This is a genomic window from Prosthecomicrobium pneumaticum (genome assembly GCF_014199915.1).
Taxonomy (GTDB): domain Bacteria; phylum Pseudomonadota; class Alphaproteobacteria; order Rhizobiales; family Kaistiaceae; genus Prosthecomicrobium; species Prosthecomicrobium pneumaticum.
Map to the genome: position 1 here is coordinate 565,265 of NZ_JACHOO010000003.1, position 20,675 is coordinate 585,939.

At 70.8% G+C, this 20,675-nt stretch carries 16 protein-coding genes; 8 read left to right on the top strand and 8 right to left on the bottom strand.

Features of this window, described 5'->3' with window-relative positions; genetic code table 11:
- Positions 1-212 precede the first annotated feature (212 nt).
- On the top strand, positions 213-1,118 hold the full coding sequence (locus GGQ63_RS09740) for a S1C family serine protease (RefSeq protein WP_183855140.1): 906 nt from the start codon (positions 213-215) through the stop codon (positions 1,116-1,118).
- Between the two features lie 35 nt (positions 1,119-1,153).
- Here the strand turns inward: GGQ63_RS09740 and GGQ63_RS09745 are convergent, their stop codons facing one another.
- Complete coding sequence (locus GGQ63_RS09745; RefSeq protein WP_183855434.1) at positions 1,154-2,119, bottom strand: isopenicillin N synthase family dioxygenase; 966 nt, start codon at positions 2,117-2,119, stop codon at positions 1,154-1,156.
- A gap of 20 nt (positions 2,120-2,139) precedes the next feature.
- Entirely contained in the window at positions 2,140-3,117 is a 978-nt protein-coding gene (locus GGQ63_RS09750; protein WP_183855142.1) for an ABC transporter substrate-binding protein, read from the bottom strand.
- A gap of 172 nt (positions 3,118-3,289) precedes the next feature.
- Here GGQ63_RS09750 and GGQ63_RS09755 point away from each other — a divergent pair, with 172 nt between their 5' ends.
- The 6 genes from GGQ63_RS09755 to GGQ63_RS09780 all read left to right on the top strand — a co-directional run bounded on the left by GGQ63_RS09755 (position 3,290) and on the right by GGQ63_RS09780 (position 12,482).
- Complete coding sequence (locus GGQ63_RS09755) at positions 3,290-4,219, top strand: LysR family transcriptional regulator (protein WP_183855145.1); 930 nt, start codon at positions 3,290-3,292, stop codon at positions 4,217-4,219.
- A gap of 155 nt (positions 4,220-4,374) precedes the next feature.
- Complete coding sequence (mgtA, locus tag GGQ63_RS09760; protein WP_183855147.1) at positions 4,375-6,915, top strand: magnesium-translocating P-type ATPase; 2,541 nt, start codon at positions 4,375-4,377, stop codon at positions 6,913-6,915.
- 67 nt (positions 6,916-6,982) lie between these two features.
- Complete coding sequence (locus tag GGQ63_RS09765) at positions 6,983-7,579, top strand: hypothetical protein (protein ID WP_183855149.1); 597 nt, start codon at positions 6,983-6,985, stop codon at positions 7,577-7,579.
- Positions 7,580-7,620: 41 nt separating this feature from the next.
- Positions 7,621-8,634: an HlyD family secretion protein gene (locus tag GGQ63_RS09770; protein WP_183855436.1), complete on the top strand. Its 1,014-nt coding sequence runs from the start codon at positions 7,621-7,623 to the stop codon at positions 8,632-8,634.
- Complete coding sequence (gene rbbA / locus GGQ63_RS09775; RefSeq protein ID WP_183855151.1) at positions 8,631-11,357, top strand: ribosome-associated ATPase/putative transporter RbbA; 2,727 nt, start codon at positions 8,631-8,633, stop codon at positions 11,355-11,357. Before GGQ63_RS09770 ends, rbbA begins: the two co-directional genes overlap by 4 nt.
- Positions 11,358-11,360: 3 nt before the next feature.
- Positions 11,361-12,482: an ABC transporter permease gene (locus tag GGQ63_RS09780; RefSeq protein WP_183855153.1), complete on the top strand. Its 1,122-nt coding sequence runs from the start codon at positions 11,361-11,363 to the stop codon at positions 12,480-12,482.
- Positions 12,483-12,581: 99 nt separating this feature from the next.
- Here the strand turns inward: GGQ63_RS09780 and GGQ63_RS09785 are convergent, their stop codons facing one another.
- Genes GGQ63_RS09785 through GGQ63_RS09795 form a run of 3 tightly spaced genes read right to left on the bottom strand, consistent with a single transcriptional unit; the run spans position 12,582 to position 16,964 of the window.
- Positions 12,582-13,766: an acetate/propionate family kinase gene (locus tag GGQ63_RS09785; RefSeq protein ID WP_183855155.1), complete on the bottom strand. Its 1,185-nt coding sequence runs from the start codon at positions 13,764-13,766 to the stop codon at positions 12,582-12,584.
- Entirely contained in the window at positions 13,763-15,160 is a 1,398-nt protein-coding gene (locus tag GGQ63_RS09790) for a bifunctional enoyl-CoA hydratase/phosphate acetyltransferase (protein WP_183855157.1), read from the bottom strand. The genes GGQ63_RS09785 and GGQ63_RS09790 overlap by 4 nt, the downstream gene beginning before the upstream one ends.
- 7 nt (positions 15,161-15,167) lie before the next feature.
- Positions 15,168-16,964 carry a PHA/PHB synthase family protein gene (locus GGQ63_RS09795; RefSeq protein WP_183855159.1) on the bottom strand — a complete coding sequence of 599 codons (1,797 nt, stop codon included), beginning with the start codon at positions 16,962-16,964 and terminating at the stop codon, positions 15,168-15,170.
- 189 nt (positions 16,965-17,153) lie between these two features.
- Here GGQ63_RS09795 and GGQ63_RS09800 point away from each other — a divergent pair, with 189 nt between their 5' ends.
- Positions 17,154-17,834 carry a helix-turn-helix domain-containing protein gene (locus GGQ63_RS09800; protein ID WP_183855161.1) on the top strand — a complete coding sequence of 227 codons (681 nt, stop codon included), beginning with the start codon at positions 17,154-17,156 and terminating at the stop codon, positions 17,832-17,834.
- Positions 17,835-17,915: 81 nt separating this feature from the next.
- On the opposite strand, the gene GGQ63_RS09805 is transcribed toward GGQ63_RS09800, so the two are convergent.
- Genes GGQ63_RS09805 through GGQ63_RS09815 form a run of 3 tightly spaced genes read right to left on the bottom strand, consistent with a single transcriptional unit; the run spans position 17,916 to position 20,674 of the window.
- Positions 17,916-18,731, bottom strand: a complete 816-nt coding sequence (locus tag GGQ63_RS09805) for an SDR family NAD(P)-dependent oxidoreductase (RefSeq protein WP_183855163.1) — start codon at positions 18,729-18,731, stop codon at positions 17,916-17,918.
- A gap of 27 nt (positions 18,732-18,758) precedes the next feature.
- On the bottom strand, positions 18,759-19,598 hold the full coding sequence (locus GGQ63_RS09810) for an NAD-dependent epimerase/dehydratase family protein (RefSeq protein ID WP_183855166.1): 840 nt from the start codon (positions 19,596-19,598) through the stop codon (positions 18,759-18,761).
- Positions 19,595-20,674 carry a Gfo/Idh/MocA family protein gene (locus GGQ63_RS09815; protein ID WP_183855168.1) on the bottom strand — a complete coding sequence of 360 codons (1,080 nt, stop codon included), beginning with the start codon at positions 20,672-20,674 and terminating at the stop codon, positions 19,595-19,597. Before GGQ63_RS09815 ends, GGQ63_RS09810 begins: the two co-directional genes overlap by 4 nt.
- Between the last annotated feature and the right edge of the window lies 1 nt (position 20,675).

The window sequence follows — 20,675 nt, forward strand, 5'->3', positions numbered from 1 at the left end:
GGGCTTGCAAGAGAACCGTGCAGGAGGCGAACCGTGCAGGAGGGCGGTGGCGCACCCGCCGCGCTGCGCCGCCGCAAGGACGATCCGCGGCGGGCGTGGCGTCCCATGCGCGCCACCCCTTGCCGTGCGGCGTCCGCGTTCATAGTTCACAGGGCGACACCAAACACGCGGGCGGCGGGCGCTCCCCGTACTCCCCCCTCCAGGACGACATCATGGACATCGGTCCCTTCATGCGGTCCGTCGTGGCCGTCAACGCCTCCGTTCCCGACGACGCCTTCACTGCCGACGCGCTCGGCACACGCCGCGAGGGCAGCGGCGTCGTCATCCGCGAGGGCGGCCTCGTCCTGACCATCGGCTATCTGATCACCGAGGCGGAAGAGGTCTGGCTGACGACGCAGGGCGGCCGGGTCGTCGCCGGCCATGCGCTCGCCTATGATCAGGAAACCGGCTTCGGCCTCGTCCAGGCCCTCGGCGCGCTCGACCTGCCGCCGGTTCCGCTCGGCCAATCGGGCCGGGTGAGGATCGGCGATCCGGTCTTCGTCGCCGATGGCGGCGGCTCCTATGTGCGGGCGAGCGTCGTCGCCAAACAGGAATTCGCCGGTTACTGGGAATATCTGCTCGACGAGGCGATCTTCACCGTGCCGGCGCATCCCTCCTGGGGCGGCGCGGCACTTCTCGATGCCGACGGGCGGCTGGTCGGCATCGGCTCGCTGCATCTGCAGATGAGCGGTGGCGGCGAAACCGCCGACATCAATATGAGCGTGCCGATCGACCTGCTCGGTCCGATCCTCGACGATCTGCTGGCGCTCGGCCAGACGCGGCGGCCGGCTCGCCCCTGGCTCGGCGTCTTTTCTGCGGAGCAGAATGGAAAGGTGATCGTGATGAGCGTCGCGGAGGGCGGCCCGGCGGCGACGGCGGGCCTGCGCGAGGGCGACGTGATCTCAGACGTGCGCGACGGCGAGGTCGAGAGCCTCGCCGACTTCTATCGCAAGGTCTGGACGAGCGGCCCGGCGGGCACCGAGGTGCCGCTCCGCGTCCTGCGCGGCGGCCGAGAGGCATGGCTGCGGGTACGCTCGGCCGACCGCGGCGACTTCCTGCGCAAGCCTCAGCTGCAATAGGGCGGCCCGAGGGAGGCTTGCTCGGGCGGCGCGGGCTATCGGCCGGTGCTCAGTTGCATCGAGGCGTCGAGCTTGGCGCGGATATAGTCGCCGGCCTTGACCGGCTCGAAAAGTGCGGGGTGCTCAGCGTCGGCGCAGCTCGGCAGGCAGGCGACCTCCGCATGCTCGTTCGGGCCGGTGAAGGCGACGAGCGAGAGCCGACGGGTCGAGCCGGTGAGGCCGCGGTCGGGGTTCGAGACGCGGTGCAGCGTCGAGCGCCAGCGATTGTTGGTCCAGCGCGCCATCAGGTCGCCGACATTGATGACGAAGGAGTCGGGCACCACGCCCGCTTCCTTCCACACGCCGTCGCGGTCCTTGATCTCGAGCCCGCCGGGCGCCGAATCCTGGCGCAGAATGGTCAGCGCGCCATAGTCGTGATGCTCGCCATAGCGCATCTGCCCGGGGCGCGGCGGCGTCTCCTGATCGGGATAGTTGACGAAGCGCAGCACCAGCGAGGGGTCACGATAGGCCTGCGCGAAATGGTCCTCCGGCAGGTCGAGCGCGAGCGCCGAGAGCTGCATCAGATGGCCGGTCAGCGCCACCATCTCGCGCGTCCAGTCGCGGATCAGCCCGGCGAGGCGGGCCGGCTCCGCCGGCCAGATGTTGGGCCGGGCGCCAGCCGCGTTCTCGCGATGCGGCGCGGTGAAGACGAGCGCCTCGCAGAGATCGGGCGGCGTCTCGCCCGACAGCGTCTTCGCCACGCTCTCGATGCCGACCGGCAGGTAGCCACGGCCCTTGGTCTGCTCCGGCGGGGTATACGCGGCCTTGGTGTCGTAGGGTTCGAGGAAGAAGTCCGTCACCGCCTCGTAGAGCCCGCCGGCGAGCGTCTCCGGCACGCCGTGGCCGACGATCACCGCGAAGCCGGTCGTCTCGAAGGCCTCGCCGAAGGCGCGGGCGACCCGCTTCCGCGCCGCCTCGTCGCCGAGGCGGAAGGGCTCGAGATCGACGATGGCGAGCTTCATCGCGGCCACGGGCAGGCTCCTCACTTCGGCAGATAGTCGAGCGAATAGGCGGCCTTGTAGTCGAGCGAGGCATCGTAGACGCCCGAGGCCACCATGGTGTCGAAGAAGTCCTTCCAGCGTGCATCCGACATCGCGCCGAGGCCGCCGCTCTCCGCATCGCCGCTCAGAACGAGGCCGCGCTCGATCATCTGCTTCATCTTGAAGTGGAAGAGCTCCTCCGAATGGTCCGGATTGGCGGCGAGCACCGCCTTCATCGCCGCCTGGTAGTCGCCGGCGATACAGGCCGCATAGCCCTCGGCGGTCGCCCTGAGGAAGGCCTTCACCGCGTCGGCATGGCTCTCGAGATAGGCCTTGGTGCCGAACACCGTCGTCGCATAGTTCTGGTAGCCGTAATCGGCGAGCAGGATGACGACCGGCGGCTGCGGCAGCTCCTTGCCGAGCAGAAGCGCGTCTTCCGTCACATAGCCCTGCTGGATCGCCTTCGGATCGGCGAGGAACGGCGCGGCGGAATAGGTGTAGGGACGAAGGTCCTCGTCGCGGAAGCCGTATTTCGTCTTCAGGAACTGCCAGAACTCGTATTGCGAGAACTTGGCGATCATGACCGCCTTGCCCTTGGCGTCTTCGAGCGTCTCGACGCCCTCGCCCGCGTGGGCGACCAGGGTCTGCGGATCCTTCTGGAAGAAGGCGGCGACCGTCTGAGCGGCGATGCCTTCCTTGAGCAGGTTGAGCGTCGTGAAGCTCGAGCCCATGCCGAGATCGAGCTGGCCGGCCGAGACCATCAGCGGCACGTTGCGGTCCGGCCCACCGGGTTCGATCGTCACGTCGAGCCCGGCGGCCTTGTAGAGGCCCTTCTCCTGCGCTTCGTAGAAACCGCAATGCTCCGCCTGCGGCAGCCAGTTGAGCCCGTAGCGGATCGTCTCCGCCATCGCGGCGCCGGGTCCGAGGGCAAGGCCCGCCGCGAGCGCGAGAGCCGGAAGGGCGAGAGAGCGGAAGGCCATGGCGATCCTCGGGGTCGGCGCAGCTGTTGCGATGCGCCATGAGACTGCGGGCGATCGTTGCGCGCCAGCGCCTTTTTTCGCCTAGACTGAACTCTAAAAGAGAACGATGCCGCTCTTCTGGGCGGCCTGCCGCCGGGCGTGGCAGGTCGGGGGCGGCGCGAGGAGGCTCGCCATGCTGCACGCGCGCATGCTGCGCTATCTCGACGAGGTGGTCCGCGCGGGCTCGATCCGCCAGGCGGCGGAGCGGCTGCACGTCTCGGCCTCGTCGATCAACCGGCAGATCATCGCGCTCGAGGAGACGCTCGGCACGCCGATTTTCGACCGGCTGCCGCGCCGGCTGCGGCTGACCGCGGCGGGCGAGATCCTGATCGCCCATGTGCGCGAGACGCTGAAACACTATGACCGGGTGCAGATGCGGATCGAGGAGTTGCGCGGCATCCGCGGCGGGCTGGTGCGCATCGCCGCCATGCACGGCATAGCCGGCGGCGTGTTGCGGCCGGTCATCGCCCGTTTCCGCCGCACCCATCCGGGCGTCACGGTGACGATCAGCGCGCATGTCGTCGACGGCATCGTCGCGGCGCTCCTCTCGGGTGAGGCCGATCTCGGCCTCGCCTACCGGATGCCCGACACGCCGAGCCTCGTGCCGACGGCGCGCTTCCCGACGCGGATGGGGGCGGTCGTCGCGCCGGGCCATCCGCTGGCGCTGCGGGCGAGCGCGCGGCTGTCGGACTGTCTCGACTATCCGGTCGTGCTCGCCGACGAGACGATGACGATCAACAGGCTGATCCTCGACGGCTTCCAGCGCGCCGGCCTGCGCTTCCAGCCCGATTTCCTGTCGAACTCCGTCGAGTTCATGAAGGCCATGGCGCGCTCGGGCGAGGCGGTCACCTTCCTCTCCCGGCTCGACGTCGCCGAGGACCAGCGCGAGGGCATGCTCGTCTTCGTGCCGCTGCAGGGTCAATATATCCGGCGCCAGGAACTCACCCTCGCGCGGCGGGAGCGAGGCGCTACCGATCCGGCCGTCGCCCTGCTCGAGGAAGACATCCGCGTCTCGCTCCGCCGGCTGGAGGACGAGGATTTCGGCCTCGCGCCGCCGGCCTGAGGGGTCAAGCGCGCCTTTCTCCCGGACGCCCCTTGCCGGTGCCTCTTGCCCTGGATCAAGGCACGCGCGGCCGGCGCGGCTAGCGTGCGAGCGTCGCGCGGGGCCGGCCGGTCGGGCGCGTGCGTTGGAAGAGCCCGGCCCGCAAGGAGCGCGGCATGCCGCAAACCGCGTCCGAAGTGCCGTTCTGGAGCCGCGATGCTGCGGCGGCCTGCGCCGAATTGCAGACCCGACCCGAGGGGCTGACATCGGCGGAGGCGGCCGAGCGGCTGAGCCGGCTCGGGCCGAACCGGGCCGTCGCCGCGCGCCGCCGCAGCGTGGTCGGCAAGATCGCGCGCCGGCTGGTCGAGCCGCTGATCGCCATCCTGCTGATCGCCGCCGCGGTTTCGGGCGCGATGGGGGACTGGCGCAGCTTCGTCGTCATCCTGGGCATCGTGCTCGTTTCGACCGCCCTCGACGTGATCCAGGAAGAAAAGGCCGAAAACGCCGTCGAAGCGCTGCAGCGCTCGGTCGCGGTCACCGCGCGGGTGCGGCGCGACGGTCGCCTCCTCGCTCTGCCGGTGCGCGACATCGTGCCCGGCGACGTGATCCGGCTCGCCGCGGGTGATCTCGTGCCGGCCGACGGGGTGCTCCTCGAAAGCCGCGGCGCGCTCGCCGACGAGGCGCTCCTGACCGGCGAGCCCTATCCGGTCGAGAAGCGGCCCGGCCGGTCGGAGGCGACCGGACCCGCCGAGGCGTTCAACGCCGTGTTCGCGGGAACGAGCCTCGTCGCCGGCGAGGCGGTGATGCTCGCCGTCGCGACCGGCGGGGGGACGCGCTTCGGCGCCATCGCCGCGGCGCTCGCCGAACGGGCGGCGCCGAGCGCATTCGAGCGTGGCCTGCATGCGCTCGGCCTTCTGATCCTGCGGCTGACCGGCTTCCTCGTCCTCGTCGTCCTGCTCGCCCGGCTCGCCGCCGCAGGCCTGTCGCTCGACACCTTCCTCTTCGCCGTCGCGCTCGCCGTCGGCCTCACCCCCGAACTGCTGCCGATGGTGCTGACCGTCACGCTGTCGCGCGGCGCGCTGCGCATGGCGGCGCGGAAGGTGGTGGTGAAGCGGCTGTCGGCGATCGACGATCTCGGCGCGATGGACGTCTTGTGCACCGACAAGACCGGGACGCTGACCGAGGCGCGGATCGCGCTGGTCGGCGGCTTCGGCCCGGACGGCGCGCCGAGCCGGCGGGCCGCCGCGCTCGCCGGCCTCAACAGCCGCTTCGCCACCGGCCTCGGCAGCAATCTCGATGCGGCCATCCTCGCCGCCGTGCCGGCAGACCCCCGCGCCTGGGCGCGGTGCGACGACCGTCCCTTCGACTTCACCCGCCGGCGCGCCTCGGTGCTGCTCGCGGACGGCGCCGAGCGGCTGATGGTGACGAAGGGCGCACCGGAGGACCTTCTGTCTCTGGCGACCCGGCTCGAACGCCCCGATGGCGCCGTCGTCCCGCTCGACGAGACAGCGCGTGCCACAGCGGCGGCCTGGATCACGGCGCAGGGCGCGGCCGGCTTCCGCCTGCTCGGCATCGGCTGGCGCGCGATGCCGGAGGCGACCGGGCGGCTCGCCGCGGAGGACGAGGCCGATCTGGTGCTCGCCGGCTTCGTCGCCTTCCTCGATCCGCCCAAGGCATCGGCCGCCGCCGCGATCGGCCGGCTCGCCGCGGCGGGGGTGCGGGTCAAGATCGTCTCGGGCGATGCCGAGCCGGTGGTCCGCCATATCGTCGACGCGCTGGGCCTACCGAGTGGCAGCGCGGTGCTGTCGGGCGCCGAGATCGCTGCAACGAGCGATGCCGCGCTCGCCGCTCGGGCCGAGGTGGTCGATCTCTTCGTCCGCGTCTCGCCCGACCAGAAGGCCCGTATCGTCCGGGCGCTCCGCCGGCGCGGCCGCGTCACCGGCTTTCTCGGCGACGGCATCAACGACGCTCCGGCGATCCATGCCGCCGATGTCGGGCTTTCGGTCTCGGGCGGCTCGGACGTCGCTCGCCAGGCGGCGGACGTGATCCTGCTCGCGCCCGATCTCGGCGTGCTCGCCGACGGGGTCGCCGAAGGGCGGCGGACCTGCGCCAACATCATGAAATATGTGCGCATGGTGACGAGCTCGAATTTCGGCAACATGCTGTCGATGGCGCTCGCCTCGCTCGTCCTGCCTTTCCTGCCGCTCGCGCCGCTGCAGATCCTGCTCAACAATCTGCTCTACGATCTCTCGGAGATCGGCATCCCGTTCGACGCGGCCGACCCGTCCGAAGTCGAGCGGCCGGCGCGCTTCGAGATGCGGGACGTGCTGCGTTTCACGCTGGTGATGGGGCCGCTCTCCTCGCTCTTCGACGCGGCGACCTTCGCGCTGCTCCATTTCGGCTTCGCGGCGGACGTCGCCGTGTTCCGCACCGCCTGGTTCGTCGAATCGATCGCCACCCAGATTCTCGTCATCTTCATCATCCGCACGGCCCGTCCGGCCTGGTCCGCGCGGCCGCATCCGGTGCTCGCGGCGACCTCGCTCGGCGCGCTCGCCGTCGCGCTTCTCTTCGCCCTGTCGCCGCTCGGCGGCTTCGCGGGGTTCGTGCCGCTGCCCCCCGCCATTCTCGCGACGATCGCCGCGATCTGCTGTCTCTATCTCATCCTCGCCGAAGCGCTGAAGCGGCTGGCGATCCGGCCGGCGCCGGCCGGCCGTTGACGAAGATCAAGGCGGGGTGCCGGGTGTTGCCGTCTTCTGGCGTCGTCCCTTGTACCGGAGAGAGGCCATGGTCGGCATCACCCTGAGCCCGGAACAGATCCGCGCCGCACCGCCCGACGTGCGGCAGTGGCTGGAGCACGAGATCGCGGCGACGCTCGGCCTCGCGCCGGCGCAGGCGCCCGCCGCGCCGCCGGAGGCGGCGCGCGACCATCTCGTCGCGCTCGATCCGGCCGCCGCGGCGGCGCTCTATGAATCGATCGGTGCGGCGCTGCCGCTCGCCACCGTCTTCTTCGATCTCGGCGGCGAGGGGCTGCCGACGGCCGATGGCGCGCTCGTCGCTTTCCGCCTCGCCGATCTCGCCCGGCATGCCCGGCTCGACAGCGTCGAGGCGCTGCTCGCCGCGCTCGATGCGCTCACCACGGCGCTCCGCCGGATCTCGGGCGACGATCACGCCGCGCTTGTCCTGCTCGACCGGCGGGGCTACTGTCTCGTGCCGACCCAGACCCGCACCAGCATCGGTGCGCTGTGGCGGCGTCTCGTTTCCGGGGCGACCGGGAACACCGCGGCGCCGGATGCCGCATTCCCGGTCCGCTCGCCGACCATGCCGGCGGCCTCGCATTTCGATGGTGGCCTGCCGCCCGGCTTCGCCGGCCCGTCCGCCTGAGCCGCGCGCCGTCCTCACTGCCTCGGGAGGCAGACTTGCCCATGATCGCCCTGCGGTCCGCCGCGCTCGTTCTCACGCTCGCGTTCGCGCCGGCGGCCTTCGCCGCGGAGCCGAGCCTCACCGAGCGGCTGCACGCGCTGTGGGACCGGATCGGCGGCACCGGCCTTCCCGCGGGCATCGACGCCTCCAACGGCCGGATCGAGGCGGAGCAGATTCTCGTCGCGGCGAAACTCGCCGGCCGCGTCTCCGAGGTGTCGGTGGAGGAGGGACAGACGGTCGAGGCGGGGGCGGTGATTGCCCGGCTCGATGCGACCGACCTCCGAGCGGAACTCGCCGGCGCCGAGGCGCAGGTCCGCCGCGCCGACACCGCCATCGACGAGGCCGAGGCGCTGATCGTCCAGCGCGACAGCGAGCGCGACCTCGCGCAGCAGGAATACGACCGCGCCGCCGCCCTCAACGATCGCGGCTTCGGCACGGTGCAGGCGCTCGATCAGCGGCGCAGCCAGCTCTCGGTGGCGCAGGCCGCCGGTCGCGCCGCACAGGCGAGCCTCGCCGAGGCGAAGGCCGCTGCCGATGTGGCGCGGGCCGACGTCGCCCGCATCCGGGCGCAGCTCGACGACACCGTGCTCACCGCGCCGCGTCGCGGCCGGATCGAATACAAGCTCGTCCAGTCGGGCGAGGTGGTGGCCGCCGGCGCGCCGGTTGCGACCCTGCTCGATCTCTCCGACGTCACCATGACGGTGTTCCTGCCCGCCCGTGTCGCCGGCCTGCTTTCGATCGGCGACGAGGCGCGCATCGTGCTCGATCCCGCGCCCGACTATGTCGTCCCGGCCGCTGTCTCCTTCGTCGCCGGCGCGGCGCAGTTCACGCCGAAGACGGTCGAGACCGCGGACGAGCGCGAGAAGCTGATGTTCCGTGTCAAGCTCCGCATCGCGCCCGATCTGCTGCGGCAATACGAGGCGCGGGTGAAGACCGGCGTGCGCGGCGTCGCCTATGTCCGCACCGACCCGGCGACGCCCTGGCCGGACCGGCTGGCGGTGAAGCTGCCGCAATGACGGACGATCCGGTCGTCCGGCTGTCCGGCGTCAGCCATCGCTATGGCCGGACGATTGCGCTCGACGCCGTCGATCTCGCTGTCCCCGCCGGCTGCATGGCCGGGCTGATCGGCCCGGATGGCGTCGGCAAGTCGACGCTCCTTTCGCTCGCCGCCGGCGTCACCCGGATCCAGAGCGGTGCCGTCTCCGTTCTCGGCCGCGACATGCGCCATGCCGGCGAGCGGCGGGCGACGGGCGCGCGCGTCGCCTTCATGCCGCAGGGGCTTGGCCGCAACCTCTATCCGACGCTGAGCGTGGCGGAAAACCTCGCCTTCTTCGCGCGCCTGTTCGATCAGGGCGCGGCCGAGCGGGAGGCGCGGATCGTCGAGCTCCTCGCCGCCACCGGCCTTGCGCCGTTCCGCGACCGGCCGGCCGGAAAGCTCTCCGGTGGCATGAAGCAGAAGCTCGGCATCTGCGCGGCGCTGATCCACGATCCCGACCTCGTCATCCTCGACGAGCCGACCACCGGCATCGACCCCTTGTCGCGGCGGCAGTTCTGGGAGCTCATCGACCGGATGCGCGGCCGGCGGCCGCAGATGAGCGTGCTGGTCGCCACCGCCTATATGGAGGAGGCGGAGCGGTTCGACTGGCTCGCCGCGCTCCATGACGGGCGGGTCATCGCCTCCGGCACGCCGGCGGCGGTGCGGGAAGGGGCCGGTGCCGCGACGCTCGAGCGGGCCTTCGTCGCGCTCCTCCCCGCGTCCGCGCGCGGCGACGATACACCGCTCGTCGTACCGCCGCGGCCGCCGATCGACGGTGCGCCGGCGATCGAGGCGGAGGGGCTGACGCGCCGCTTCGGCAGCTTCACGGCCGTCGACCATGTCAGCTTCCGGATCGAGAAGGGCGAGATCTTCGGCTTTCTCGGCTCGAACGGCAGCGGCAAGAGCACGACGATGAAGATGCTCACCGGTCTGTTGCCGGCGAGCGAGGGCCGCGCTGCCCTGTTCGGCCAGCCGCTCGACCCCTCCGACATGGCGACCCGCCGCCGGGTCGGCTACATGTCGCAGTCCTTCTCGCTCTATGGCGAGCTGACCGTCCGGCACAATCTCACCCTGCACGCCCAGCTCTTCCAGCTGCCGATGGAGGAGATCCCGGCCCGCGTCGCCGAGATGCTCGAGCGGTTCGATCTCGCCGAGCACGCCGAGGCGCGGCCGGAGAGCCTGCCGCTCGGCATCCGCCAGCGCCTGCAGCTCGCCGTCGCAGTGATCCACCGGCCGGAGATCCTGATCCTCGACGAGCCGACCTCGGGCGTGGATCCGGTGGCGCGCGACGGCTTCTGGCGCCTCCTGATCGGCCTGTCGCGGCAGGAGGGGGTGACGATCTTCCTCTCCACCCATTTCATGAACGAGGCGGAGCGTTGCGACCGCATCTCGCTGATGCACGAGGGCAAGGTGCTCGCCGTCGGCGCCCCGGCGGCGCTGCGCGCCGCGCGGAACGATGCGCCGCTCGAGGACGTCTTCATCGCCGTGCTCGAAGAGGCGGGCATGGGCCGGGCGGCGGGGGAGGACACCGCGCCGCCGCCTGCCGTTCCCGCGGCGGGCGCCCGGCGGCTGCGGCGCTTCGATCCCGGCCGTATCCTCGCCTATGCCTGGCGCGAGACGCTCGAGATCCTGCGCGATCCGGCGCGGCTCGTCTTTGCGCTCGCCGGGCCGGCACTGCTCCTCGTCACCTTCGGTTACGGCATCTCCTTCGACGTCGAGAACCTGCCTTATGCCGCTTTTGATCAGGACCAGACGGTCGAGAGCCGGCAATTGCTCGAGAGCTTCGCGGGCTCGCGCTATTTCGAGGAGCGGGCGCCGATCGCCTCCGCCGCGGAGATCGAGCGACGGCTGAAATCCGGCGAACTGTCGGTTGCGGTGGAGGTGCCGCCCGACTTCGGTCGCGACCTCCTGCGCGACCGGCGGCCTTCGGTTGCCGTGACGCTCGATGGTGCCATGCCGTTCCGCGCCGAGACGACGCGCGGCTATGTCGAGGGTCTGGCGGCCGGCTATCTCGCGGATGCCGCGCGCCGCCAGACGGGGATCGAGACGGCGCTCTCCCCGGTCGGGATCGAGACGCGCTATCGCTACAATCAGGCGTTTCGCAGCGCCAATGCGATCGTGCCGAGCGTGATCGTCCTCCTCCTCGTGCTCATCCCGGCGATCATGACGGCGCTCGGCATCGTGCGCGAGAAGGAGACCGGCTCGATCGCCAACTTCCAGGCGACGCCGGTGACGAAGATCGAGTTCCTGCTCGGCAAGCAGGCGCCCTATGTGGCGATCGCCTTCGCAAGCTTCCTGTCGCTCATCGGCATCGCCCGCTTCCTGTTCGGTGTGCCGATCACCGGCTCGCTCGCCACCCTCGCGCTCGGCTCGCTGCTCTATGTGCTCGCGACGACGGGCTTCGGCCTCTTCGTGTCGAGCTTCGTGCGCACCCAGGTGGCGGCGATCTTCGCTGCGGCGATCATCTCGATCATCCCGTCCGTCAATTTCTCGGGTCTGCTCGTGCCGGTCTCCTCGCTGTCGGGCGCCGGCCGGCTGATCGGCCTCTCCTTCCCGGCGGCGTGGTACCAGCCGGTCAGCGTCGGCGTCTTCGCGAAGGGGCTCGGCCTCGCCGACCTCGTCCCCAACCTCGCAATGCTCGGACTGTTCGGGCTCGGCTTCATCGCCGCCGCCTGGCTGGCGCTGCGCAAACGGAGCGCCTGAGCGATGAAGGCCCGGTTGTTTCGCATCCTGCGGCTCGGCATCAAGGAGCTCTACAGCCTGCGTGCCGACCCGGTGCTCGTCATCCTGATCGTCTACACCTTCACGATCGCGGTCTATTCGGTGTCGACGGGCGCCAAGTTCGAGGTCGAGAACGCTGCCGTCGGCATCGTCGACGAGGATCGTTCGATGCTCTCGGCGCGCATCCGCGATGCACTGCTCGCTCCCTTCTTCAAGCCGCCCGAACTGATCGACGCGGCGGAGATCGATAGGGCGATGAATGCCGGCCGCTTCGTCTTCGTGGTCGAGATCCCACCCCGCTTCGAGGAGGACGCGATCGCCGGCCGGCATCCGACGATCCAGATCGACGTCGACGCCACCGCGATGTCGCAGGCCGGCAACGGCGCCGGCTACATTCAGAGCATCATCGGGCAGGAGGTCGCCACAGCGCTGCCCGATCAGGCCTCGACCGCGCCGGTCCAACTGGTCGTTCGCGCGCTCTTCAACCCCAACCTCAACTCGGCCTGGTTCACCGCCGTGATGCAGGTGGTCAACAACATCACGCTGCTCGCGATCATTCTGACGGGCGCGGCGCTGATCCGCGAGCGCGAGCACGGCACGATCGAGCATCTCCTCGTCATGCCGGTGACGCCGATGGAGATCATGGCGGCAAAGATCTGGGCGAACGGCCTCGTCATCGTCGTTGCCGCGACGCTGTCGCTGACCCTCGTCGTCGAACGGCTGCTCGCCGTGCCGATCGCCGGTTCGGTGCCGCTCTTCGTCGGCGCGACCGTGCTCTATCTCTTCTCGGTGACCGCCCTCGGCATCCTGATCGCCACGGTCGCGACGACCATGGGTCAGTTCGGCCTGATCGTCATCCCGGTGATCGTCGTCATGTATCTCCTGTCGGGCAGCACCACGCCGCTCGAAAGCATGCCGGACTGGCTGCGCATGGTGATGCAGCTCTCGCCGTCGACCCATTTCGTCGCGCTCGCGCAGGCGATCCTCTATCGCGGCGCCGGGCTCTCGATCATCTGGCCGCAGCTCGGGGCGCTGACGGCGATCGGCGCCGCCTTCTTCGCCCTCGCGGCGCTGCGCTTCCGCAAGGCCCTGCTGGCCGCCGGGTAGGGCGCCCGCCCGGGTCCGCCCGGCTACGCGCCGACATCGCTCAAGAAGGGAGCAAGGACCGCCCCCCAAGGCAGGCGAGGGGCCTGGGGAGTGGAACCGTCAGGCCGCGAGCAGCCCCGCCGCTTCTTCCGCGATCACCTGTTCCTCGTCGGTCGCCATCACCCGCACCGCGACGCGGCTCGCCGCCGCCTCGATCCGGAACGCGTTCGCACCGTTCGCCGTCCCGTCGAGGGCGACGCCGAGCCAGGCGAGATGCTGCCCGATCGCGGCCCGGACCGCCGGCTGGTGCTCGCCGATGCCGGCGGTGAAGACGAGCCCGTCGAGCCCGCCGATCGTCGTCGCCTGCGCGGCGATCTCGCGGGCGATGCGGAAGGCGAAGAGGGCGAGCGCCTCGCGCGCCTCGGGCCGGTCGCTCGCGAGGAGATCACGGCTGTCGCCGCTCGTTCCGGACACGCCGAGGAGGCCGGAGCGGTGGTAGAGCATGTCTTCCACCTCCGGCGCGCCGAGATCGTTCCTCTGGAGCAGATGAAGGAGCACGCCCGGGTCGAGCGCGCCGCAGCGGGTCGCCATCGGAATGCCGTCGAGGGTCGAGAAGCTCATCGAGGTGTCGCGGCTCACCCCGCCTTCGAGCGCGCAGAGGCTGGCGCCGCTGCCGAGATGGGCGACCACCACGCGGCCGGCAGCGAGCGCCGGGTCGCGCGCCGCGAGCTGGCCGGCGATCGAGCGATAGGAGAGGCCGTGGAAGCCGTAGCGCTTGATCCCTTCGTCGAAGAGGACCCGGGGCAGGGCGAAGCGGCGGACGAGATCGCTCTGCGACCGGTGGAAGGCGGTGTCGAAGGAGGCGGTCTGCGGCCGGTCCGGCCAGATCCGGCCGATCGCCCGGATCAGCCGGAGGCTGTGCGGCTGGTGCAGCGGCGCGAGCGGGGTGAGCGCCGCGATCGCCGCGAGCACCTCGGGCGTGATCCGCACCGGACCGGCGAAGCGGTCGCCGCCATGCACGACGCGATGGCCCGCGGCGGCGATCTCGGCGGTGCCGAAATGATGCGCCAGCCAGTCGAGCGTCTCGCGGATCACGTCGTGAAGGTCGTCCTCGGCGGGCGCCGCGGACAGCGGGATGTCGACCGTCTGCGGCCCCTCGGTGATGTGAAGGACGAGCGGCGCCCGCTTGAGGTCGATCATGCCGCGGCCGATGCGGCGCGGCGGACCGGCTTGTGGCAGGGCGAAGAGGCCGAGCTTGATCGTCGAGGAGCCGGGATTGAAGGTGAGCAGGATCCGCCCGGTCATGCCGCCACCGGACGCTTGACGCCGGCGAGCTTCGCCAGCGCGGCCGAGGCGAGCCGCACCTTCAGGCTGTCGGCCCGGCTCGTCAGGATGATCGGCACCCGCGCGCCGAGCACCAGCCCGGCGGCATCCGCCCCGCCGAGATAGATCAGCTGCTTCGCCAGCATGTTGCCGGCCTCGAGGTCGGGTGCGAGGAGGATGTCGGCGCGACCCGCGACGGGCGAGACGATCTCCTTGATCCGCGCTGCGGCGAGGCTGATCGCGTTGTCGAAGGCGAGCGGCCCGTCGACCTTGGCCCCGGTGATCTGGCCGCGCGCCGCCATCACGGTGAGTGCGGCCGCATCGAGCGTCGCGGGCATTGCCGGGTCGACCGTCTCGACGGCGGCGAGCGCGGCGACCAGCGGTTCCTCGACGCCGAGCCGGTGCATCAGATCGATGGCGTTCTGGACGATGTCGCGCTTGTGGGCGAGGGTGGGCGCGATGTTGACCGCCGCATCGGTGACGATGAGGGGTTTCGGATAAGTCGGCACGTCGAGCACATAGACATGGCTGATGCGCCGCTCCGTCCTGAGACCGGAGCCGGGCGCGACCACCGCGCCGAGCAGTTCGTCGCTGTGCAGGCTGCCCTTCATCAGCGCGTCGACCGTGCCGGCGGCGGCGAGCGCCACGGCGCGCTCCGCGGCCTCGTGGCTGTGCTCCGCCGGCTCGATGCGCAGCCCGGCGAGCGACAGGCCGGCCGCCTCCGCCGCGGCGCGGATCTTCGCCTCGGGTCCGACGAGGAGCGGTGCGATCAGCCCCTCGTCGCGCGCCTCGAGCGCGGCGCCGAGCGCCTCGGCATTGCAGGGATGCACGACCGCCGTGGCGAGCGGCGCGCCCTGCCGCGCCTCGCCGATGAAGCGGGCATAGCGGTCGTGCCCGTTGAGCCGCACCTCCGGCACCACCATCGGCGGCAGGGCGATCGATTCCGCCGGCGCGATCACCGTCGCCTCGCCGGAGAGCACGGTTTCGCCGCTCGCATTGGCGCAGATCGTGTCGAGCACGACGATGCGCCGCTCGGCGCGCTTCTCCTTCACCGTGACGCGGGCCGTCACCGTGTCGCCGGGCGCGACCGGGCGGCGGAAGCGGAGCGTCTGGTCGAGATAGATCGTGCCGGGGCCCGGAAGCTGCGTGCCGAGCAGCGCCGAGATCAGGCTGCCGGTCCACATGCCGTGGATGACGACATGGCCGAACGGATCGGTGGCGGCGAAGGCGGCATCGAGATGGGCCGGATTGACGTCGCCGGTGACGGCGGCGAAGAGCTTGATGTCCGCCTCCGTGACCGTGCGGCTGAGCGTGGCGCTGTCGCCGATGACGAGCGCGTCGAACGGGCGGTTGCGCAGGAGGAGCGGGGCGTCCATCGGGACCTCACCTCTGGAAGACATAGGTGCCGGGCGCGTCGGCGAGCGGCGGATGGCCCGGGCCGCCGAGCGCCGGCGGGGCAATCCGGTCCGGGCTCGAATGCGCCGTCAGCCAGGCTTCCCAGGCGGTCCACCAGGAGCCCTCCGTGCGCGCCGCCTCGGCGAGCCATTCGTCCGGGCTGTGGCAGAGATCGTCCGCCTTCTTCGTCCGGATCCGGAACGAGCGGTGCCTGTGGCCGGGCTCGCTGACGATGCCGGCATTATGGCCGCCGCTCGTCAGCGCGAAGGTGACGTCGGTGTCGGAGAGATAGTGGATCTTGTAGACCGAGCGCCACGGCGCGACGTGATCGCGCTCGGTGCCGACGGCGAAAATCGGCGCGCGGATGTTCTGGATGGCGATCGGCCGGCCGTCGACCATGACACGGCCCGAGGCGAGGTCGTTGTCGAGGAAGAGCCTGCGCAGATAGTCGGAATGCATGCGGTAGGGCATACGCGTCGCATCGGCGTTCCAGGCCATCAGGTCGATCATCGGCGTGCGCTCGCCCATCAGATAGTCGTGCACGAGGCGCGACCAGACGAGATCGTTGGAGCGCAGCATCTGGAAGGCGCCCGCCATCTGTCCGGCGCCGAGCGTGCCGCGGTCCCACATCATGCCTTCGAGGAAGGCGACCTCGCTCTCGTCGATGAAGAGCTGCAATTCGCCGGGCTCGGTGAAGTCGGTCTGCGCGGCGAGGAGCGTGACCGAGGCGAGCCGGTCGTCGCCGAACTCGGCCATCGCCGCGGCGGCGAGAGCGAGCAGCGTGCCGCCGAGGCAATAACCCGCCGCATGGACCTTCGCGCCCGGCACGATCGCGCCGACCGCATCGAGCGCCGCCATCACGCCCTGGCGCCGGTAATCCTCGAGCGACAGGTCGCGGTCGTCGCTCGTCACATTGCGCCAGGAGATGCAGAAGACGGTGTGGCCCTTCCCGACGAGATAGCGGACGAGGGAGTTCTCCGGCGACAGGTCGAGGATGTAGTATTTCATGATCCAGGCCGGGACGATCAGCACCGGCTCGGCCAGTACCGTCTCCGTCGCCGGCGCATACTGGATCAGCTCGATCAGGTGGTTGCGGAAGACCACCTTACCCCGCGTCACCGCAACGTCGCGGCCGACCTCGAAGGCCTCCGTCCCGACCGGCGGCGCACCGGTGATCTGGCGCGTCCAGTCCTCGATGAAATTGCGCGCGCCCTCGAGCAGATTGGCGCCGCCCGTCTCGGCCGTGCGGGCGATCACTTCCGGATTGGCGAAGGGGAGATTGGCCGGCGCCATCATGTCGAGCCACTGCCGGATCGCGAAGGAGACCACCGCCTCGTGGTGGCGCGACACCCCGGGCACCTCTTGAGTGGCGTTGTGCCACCATTGCTGGGCGAGCAGGAAGGCCTGATATGAGAGATTGAAGGGCGGGTTGCGCCAGGCCGGATCGGCGAAGCGCTCGTCGCCCGGGAGGGGCGCGATCGCCGGCGTCGCCTGCGGATCGACCGCCGCGCGGGCGGCATGCGCGGCGAGCCGCGCCGTCTTCTCCATCGCCTTCGCGGCCAGCTCGGCGCGCTTGCCGGGCGCACCGGCGAGATGGATCGCCCAGTCGGCGAAGGCGAGGCCGAGCGCGGCGGGCGACAGGCCGCCGGTCAGCCGGGCGAGGCTCGCGCTCGTCATCCGGTCGATGGCGCGGAAGCCCTCGCTCGACAACCGGTCGTCGGCCGGATCGCCCGGCGGGGGCGGGGGGCGGGTCGCCGGCGGCGGCGCGGGGGCTCGGGCATCCATGGTGATGGCTCCGTCGGACCGGGGGGTGGGCGCGGCGAGGCTAGCGGCGGACCGGAGGACGGCATTGACCGCGATCAAGACGGGCGCCGGCTCCGTACGTAATATCCCTTAAGGAGCAAACCGAATTATGTCGGGGGCTGCCGATCGCTACGGATGATCTCACGAAATTCGAGCGGAGAGATCAGTCCCATGTTGCAGCAGACGACGATCGGCAGCCGCGCCGTGCGGCCCTTCCCCTTCGATGTGGACGCCAAGGTCGAGGACGAGGCGGAGACGCTGTGGTCCGCCGCCACCCGCCAGACCGTTGCCGCCAACCGCGCGATCTACAGCGAGGGCGATCGCGCCGACCGGATGTTCAAGGTGGTGTCGGGGGCGGTGCGCACCTTCCAGTTGCTCGAGGACGGCCGCCGCCAGGTCAACGCCTTCTATCTCGCCGGCGAGATGTTCGGCCTCGAAGCGGGCGAGAGCTATCACTTCTGCGCCGAGGCGATCACCGCCACCCAGTTGCTCGTCGTCCGCCGCGAGGCGCTGAAGCACCGCATGGCGAGCCAGCCCTCGCTGATCGGCGATCTGTGGCGGCTGACCGCCTTCGAGCTCGAACGGGCGCAGGCGCATTGCGTTCTGCTCGGCCGCAAGAGCGCGCTCGAGCGTGTCGCCTCCTTCCTCATCCAGATGAACGAGCGGACCCATGGCGGCAATGCGATCGAGCTGCCGATGAGCCGCCAGGACATCGCCGATTTCCTCGGTCTGACGATCGAGACCGTGTCGCGCACCATGACGCAGCTCGAGGATCAGAAGCTGATCGACATGCCGAGCGCGCGCCACATCGTCATCCGCGACCGCCGGCCGCTCGCCGCGCTCGACAGCTGATCCTCCCCGGGCGGCCTCTCCCTGCAACAGGGCCGTTTCCGAACCTTCGCGGCGCATGTGGGCGACATGCGCCGCACTTTTTCATACGAAGCGCGGATAGGCCTCGGCATCGGGCGCGTTCGCCCAGCTCTGCATGGTCTGGCCGCCATCGATGAGCCAGCCTGCGCCGGTGACGTGGGCCGCCTCGTCGGAGGCGAGGAAGGCGACGACGGCCGCGACATCCTCCGGCTGGCCGATCCGCCGCAGCGGGATGCGGTCGGCGAAACGGGCGATGCCGGCGCGGTATTCCGCCTCGTCGCCGGCCGGAACGCCGAGCCGCGTCTCGATCACCCCCGGGCACACCGCGTTGACGCGAATGCCGTAGGCCGCGGCGTCGAGCGCGGCGATGCGGGTGAGGCCGAGCACGGCGTGCTTGGTCGCGGCATAGCCGGCGCCGCCGGCGAGCACGTCGAAGCCGGCCATCGACGAGGCCATGTTGACGACGCTGCCCTTCGTCTTCGCGGCGATCATCGCCCGCAGCGCGAAGCGCTGCACGAGGAAGATGCCGCGCAGATTGATCCGCACGATCTCGTCCCAGTCCTCGACCGCGAGATCGTGCACCGGCGCGACCTTGCCCGGAATGCCGGCATTGTTGAACAGAACGTCGAGCCCGCCGAGCACCCCGACCGTCTCGCAGATGGCGTCCTCGGCATCGAGTTCCGAGCCGACATCCGCCTCGATGGCGAGCGCCGCGCCGCCGGCCGCGACGAGTTCATCGGCGACCGCCTGCGCTCTGGCGCGATCGCGGTCGACGATGGCGAGCTTCGCGCCTTCGCTCGCGAAACGTCGGGCCGCCGCGGCGCCGATCGCACCGCCGCCGCCGGTGACGACGACGACCCTGTCCTCGAAACGCTTCATCCCCGTTCCTCCCGTTCGTCGCGCCGGTCAGTAATCGCGCCAGGACCGGCGCGGTGCCCAGCCGAGCGCTGCCGCCGCCTCGGCGAGGTCGAACACCGTCTCCCGCCCGACCGGCGGCCGGCGCAGCGGCACGCCGGGATAGGCGGCCGCCACCAGCGCCGCCGTGTCCTCTTCCATGAAGGTGTCGGCGGCCGAGATGAAGAGGCGCCGATGGCCCTCGATCGGCCGCTCGACGGCGGCGAGGAAGGCCTCCGCCGCGTCCTCCGCGTCGAGATAGCCCCACAGGTCGCGGGCGACGAGGTCGGCATGGACCCGCCGCGGCCGCACATCGCGGACAAAACTCTCCGCGGTCTGGATCCACGGCATGCGCAGGCTGACCGCCTCGAGGCCGGCGCGGCGCACCGCGGCGTCGACGATCTCCTCGCCGAGCCATTTCGACAGCGCATAGGCATCCTGCGGCGCCGGCGGGTGAGCCGAATCGAAGGGCAGATAGTGCGGCACGACGGGCCGCTCGAAGAAGGGATAGCCGAGCACGCTCATCGATGAGGCGTAGACGATCCGCTTCACACCGTTGAGCACGGCCGCCTCGACGACGTTGTAGGCCGCGGCGGTGTTGGTGCGGAACACCTCTTCCGCCGCGCGGCCCGTCGGGCGCGGGATCGCCGCGATGTGGGCGACGGCGTCGCAGCGCCGCACGATCTGCAGCGCCGCGGCGAAGTCGGTGGCGTCGGCCGTGACGTGGAGCCAGCGGGCCTCGGGGCGCGGCGGCAGCCGGTCCATGCCGACCACATCGTGCCCCGCGGCGACGAGCGCCGCCGCGACATGGCGGCCGAGCAGGCCGCTCGAACCCGTGACGACGATCCTCATGCCCGTCCCTTGGGCGGCAGGGCGCGAACGATGGCGAGCGCCAGTTCGAGGTCGTCGAGGCCGCCTTCGAGCGTCGAGCGAACCGGCTCGTCGGAGCGGATCGCCGCCGCGAAATGCTTCCATTCGCGCCGGAAGGACGTGTCCGGCACCCCGGGAACGATCCGCTCCGAGGGGCCGTCGCCCGCCGCCTCCTGGATATGGACGATGGCCGAGGCGTTCCGCCAATAGGGGTTCTGGAACGCGATGCGCACGGTCTCGTCGCGGCCGCGCACCTCGATGCCCTCGTCCCACCATTCGTATTGCGCCCCGAAGGCGATCTCGAGCAGGGCGGGAACGCCGCCCGGATAGTCGAGCACCGCCATCACGTGATTCGGCCCGATGGCGCGCGCATAGGCCACGCCTTCCGGCGCGCCGAAGGCGGCGCGCAACACGGCGAGATCGTGGCTGCCGAGCATCAGGATGGTGAAGTAGAGGTCGCGGTAGCCGGCATGATCGGGGCCGAGCATCGCGTCGATCCGCGCCTCGACGGCGGCACGGCCGGCGGCGACCCGGTCGGCCGGAACGTCGGCGGGCCGGATCTGGCTGTAGAGCGCGCCGTAGCGGTCGAAGCGGCCGGCGAAATCATGGACGCGGATCGAGGCGGGCTTGCCGATCGCGGCGATCCGTGCGCGTCCGTATTCGTAGCCGGGATCGAACAGTTTCATGTAGCCGACCATCGCGACGAGCCCGGCCTCGCGGGCCCGCTCGACCAGCGGCCGCGCCTCTTCGGGCGTGAAGGCGAGCGGCTTCTCGACGATGAAGTGCTTCCCCGCCGCGATCGTATCGGCGACGATCGGACCATGGTCGTAGGTGCAGATGACGACGGCGTCGACCTTCGGGTCGGCGAGCAGTTCGCGGTGATCGGTGGTGCGGCGGGCGACGCCGTAGTGATCACCGAGCGTCTCGACCAGCGTCGGCGAGATGTCGCACAGCGCCGCGATCCGGAACTCCGGCAGTTCGTGCAGGTAGGGCAGGTGCATCAGCTGGGCGATCTCGCCGCAGCCGATCACCCCGACGCCGATCGGACGCTCGCTCATG

Bases quoted from the DNA above. Each gene is read 5' to 3' on its own strand.
- GGQ63_RS09780 (WP_183855153.1), top strand. From the start codon at position 11,361: ATGAAGGCCCGGTTGTTTCGCATCCTGCGGCTCGGCATCAAGGAGCTC.
- GGQ63_RS09805 (WP_183855163.1), bottom strand. From the start codon at position 18,731: ATGAAGCGTTTCGAGGACAGGGTCGTCGTCGTCACCGGCGGCGGCGGT.
- GGQ63_RS09790 (WP_183855157.1), bottom strand. From the start codon at position 15,160: ATGGACGCCCCGCTCCTCCTGCGCAACCGCCCGTTCGACGCGCTCGTC.
- GGQ63_RS09745 (WP_183855434.1), bottom strand. From the start codon at position 2,119: ATGAAGCTCGCCATCGTCGATCTCGAGCCCTTCCGCCTCGGCGACGAG.
- GGQ63_RS09795 (WP_183855159.1), bottom strand. From the start codon at position 16,964: ATGGATGCCCGAGCCCCCGCGCCGCCGCCGGCGACCCGCCCCCCGCCC.
- rbbA (WP_183855151.1), top strand. From the start codon at position 8,631: ATGACGGACGATCCGGTCGTCCGGCTGTCCGGCGTCAGCCATCGCTAT.
- GGQ63_RS09765 (WP_183855149.1), top strand. From the start codon at position 6,983: ATGGTCGGCATCACCCTGAGCCCGGAACAGATCCGCGCCGCACCGCCC.
- GGQ63_RS09800 (WP_183855161.1), top strand. From the start codon at position 17,154: ATGTTGCAGCAGACGACGATCGGCAGCCGCGCCGTGCGGCCCTTCCCC.
- mgtA (WP_183855147.1), top strand. From the start codon at position 4,375: ATGCCGCAAACCGCGTCCGAAGTGCCGTTCTGGAGCCGCGATGCTGCG.
- GGQ63_RS09815 (WP_183855168.1), bottom strand. From the start codon at position 20,674: ATGAGCGAGCGTCCGATCGGCGTCGGGGTGATCGGCTGCGGCGAGATC.
- GGQ63_RS09785 (WP_183855155.1), bottom strand. From the start codon at position 13,766: ATGACCGGGCGGATCCTGCTCACCTTCAATCCCGGCTCCTCGACGATC.
- GGQ63_RS09770 (WP_183855436.1), top strand. From the start codon at position 7,621: ATGATCGCCCTGCGGTCCGCCGCGCTCGTTCTCACGCTCGCGTTCGCG.
- GGQ63_RS09755 (WP_183855145.1), top strand. From the start codon at position 3,290: ATGCTGCACGCGCGCATGCTGCGCTATCTCGACGAGGTGGTCCGCGCG.
- GGQ63_RS09750 (WP_183855142.1), bottom strand. From the start codon at position 3,117: ATGGCCTTCCGCTCTCTCGCCCTTCCGGCTCTCGCGCTCGCGGCGGGC.
- GGQ63_RS09740 (WP_183855140.1), top strand. From the start codon at position 213: ATGGACATCGGTCCCTTCATGCGGTCCGTCGTGGCCGTCAACGCCTCC.
- GGQ63_RS09810 (WP_183855166.1), bottom strand. From the start codon at position 19,598: ATGAGGATCGTCGTCACGGGTTCGAGCGGCCTGCTCGGCCGCCATGTC.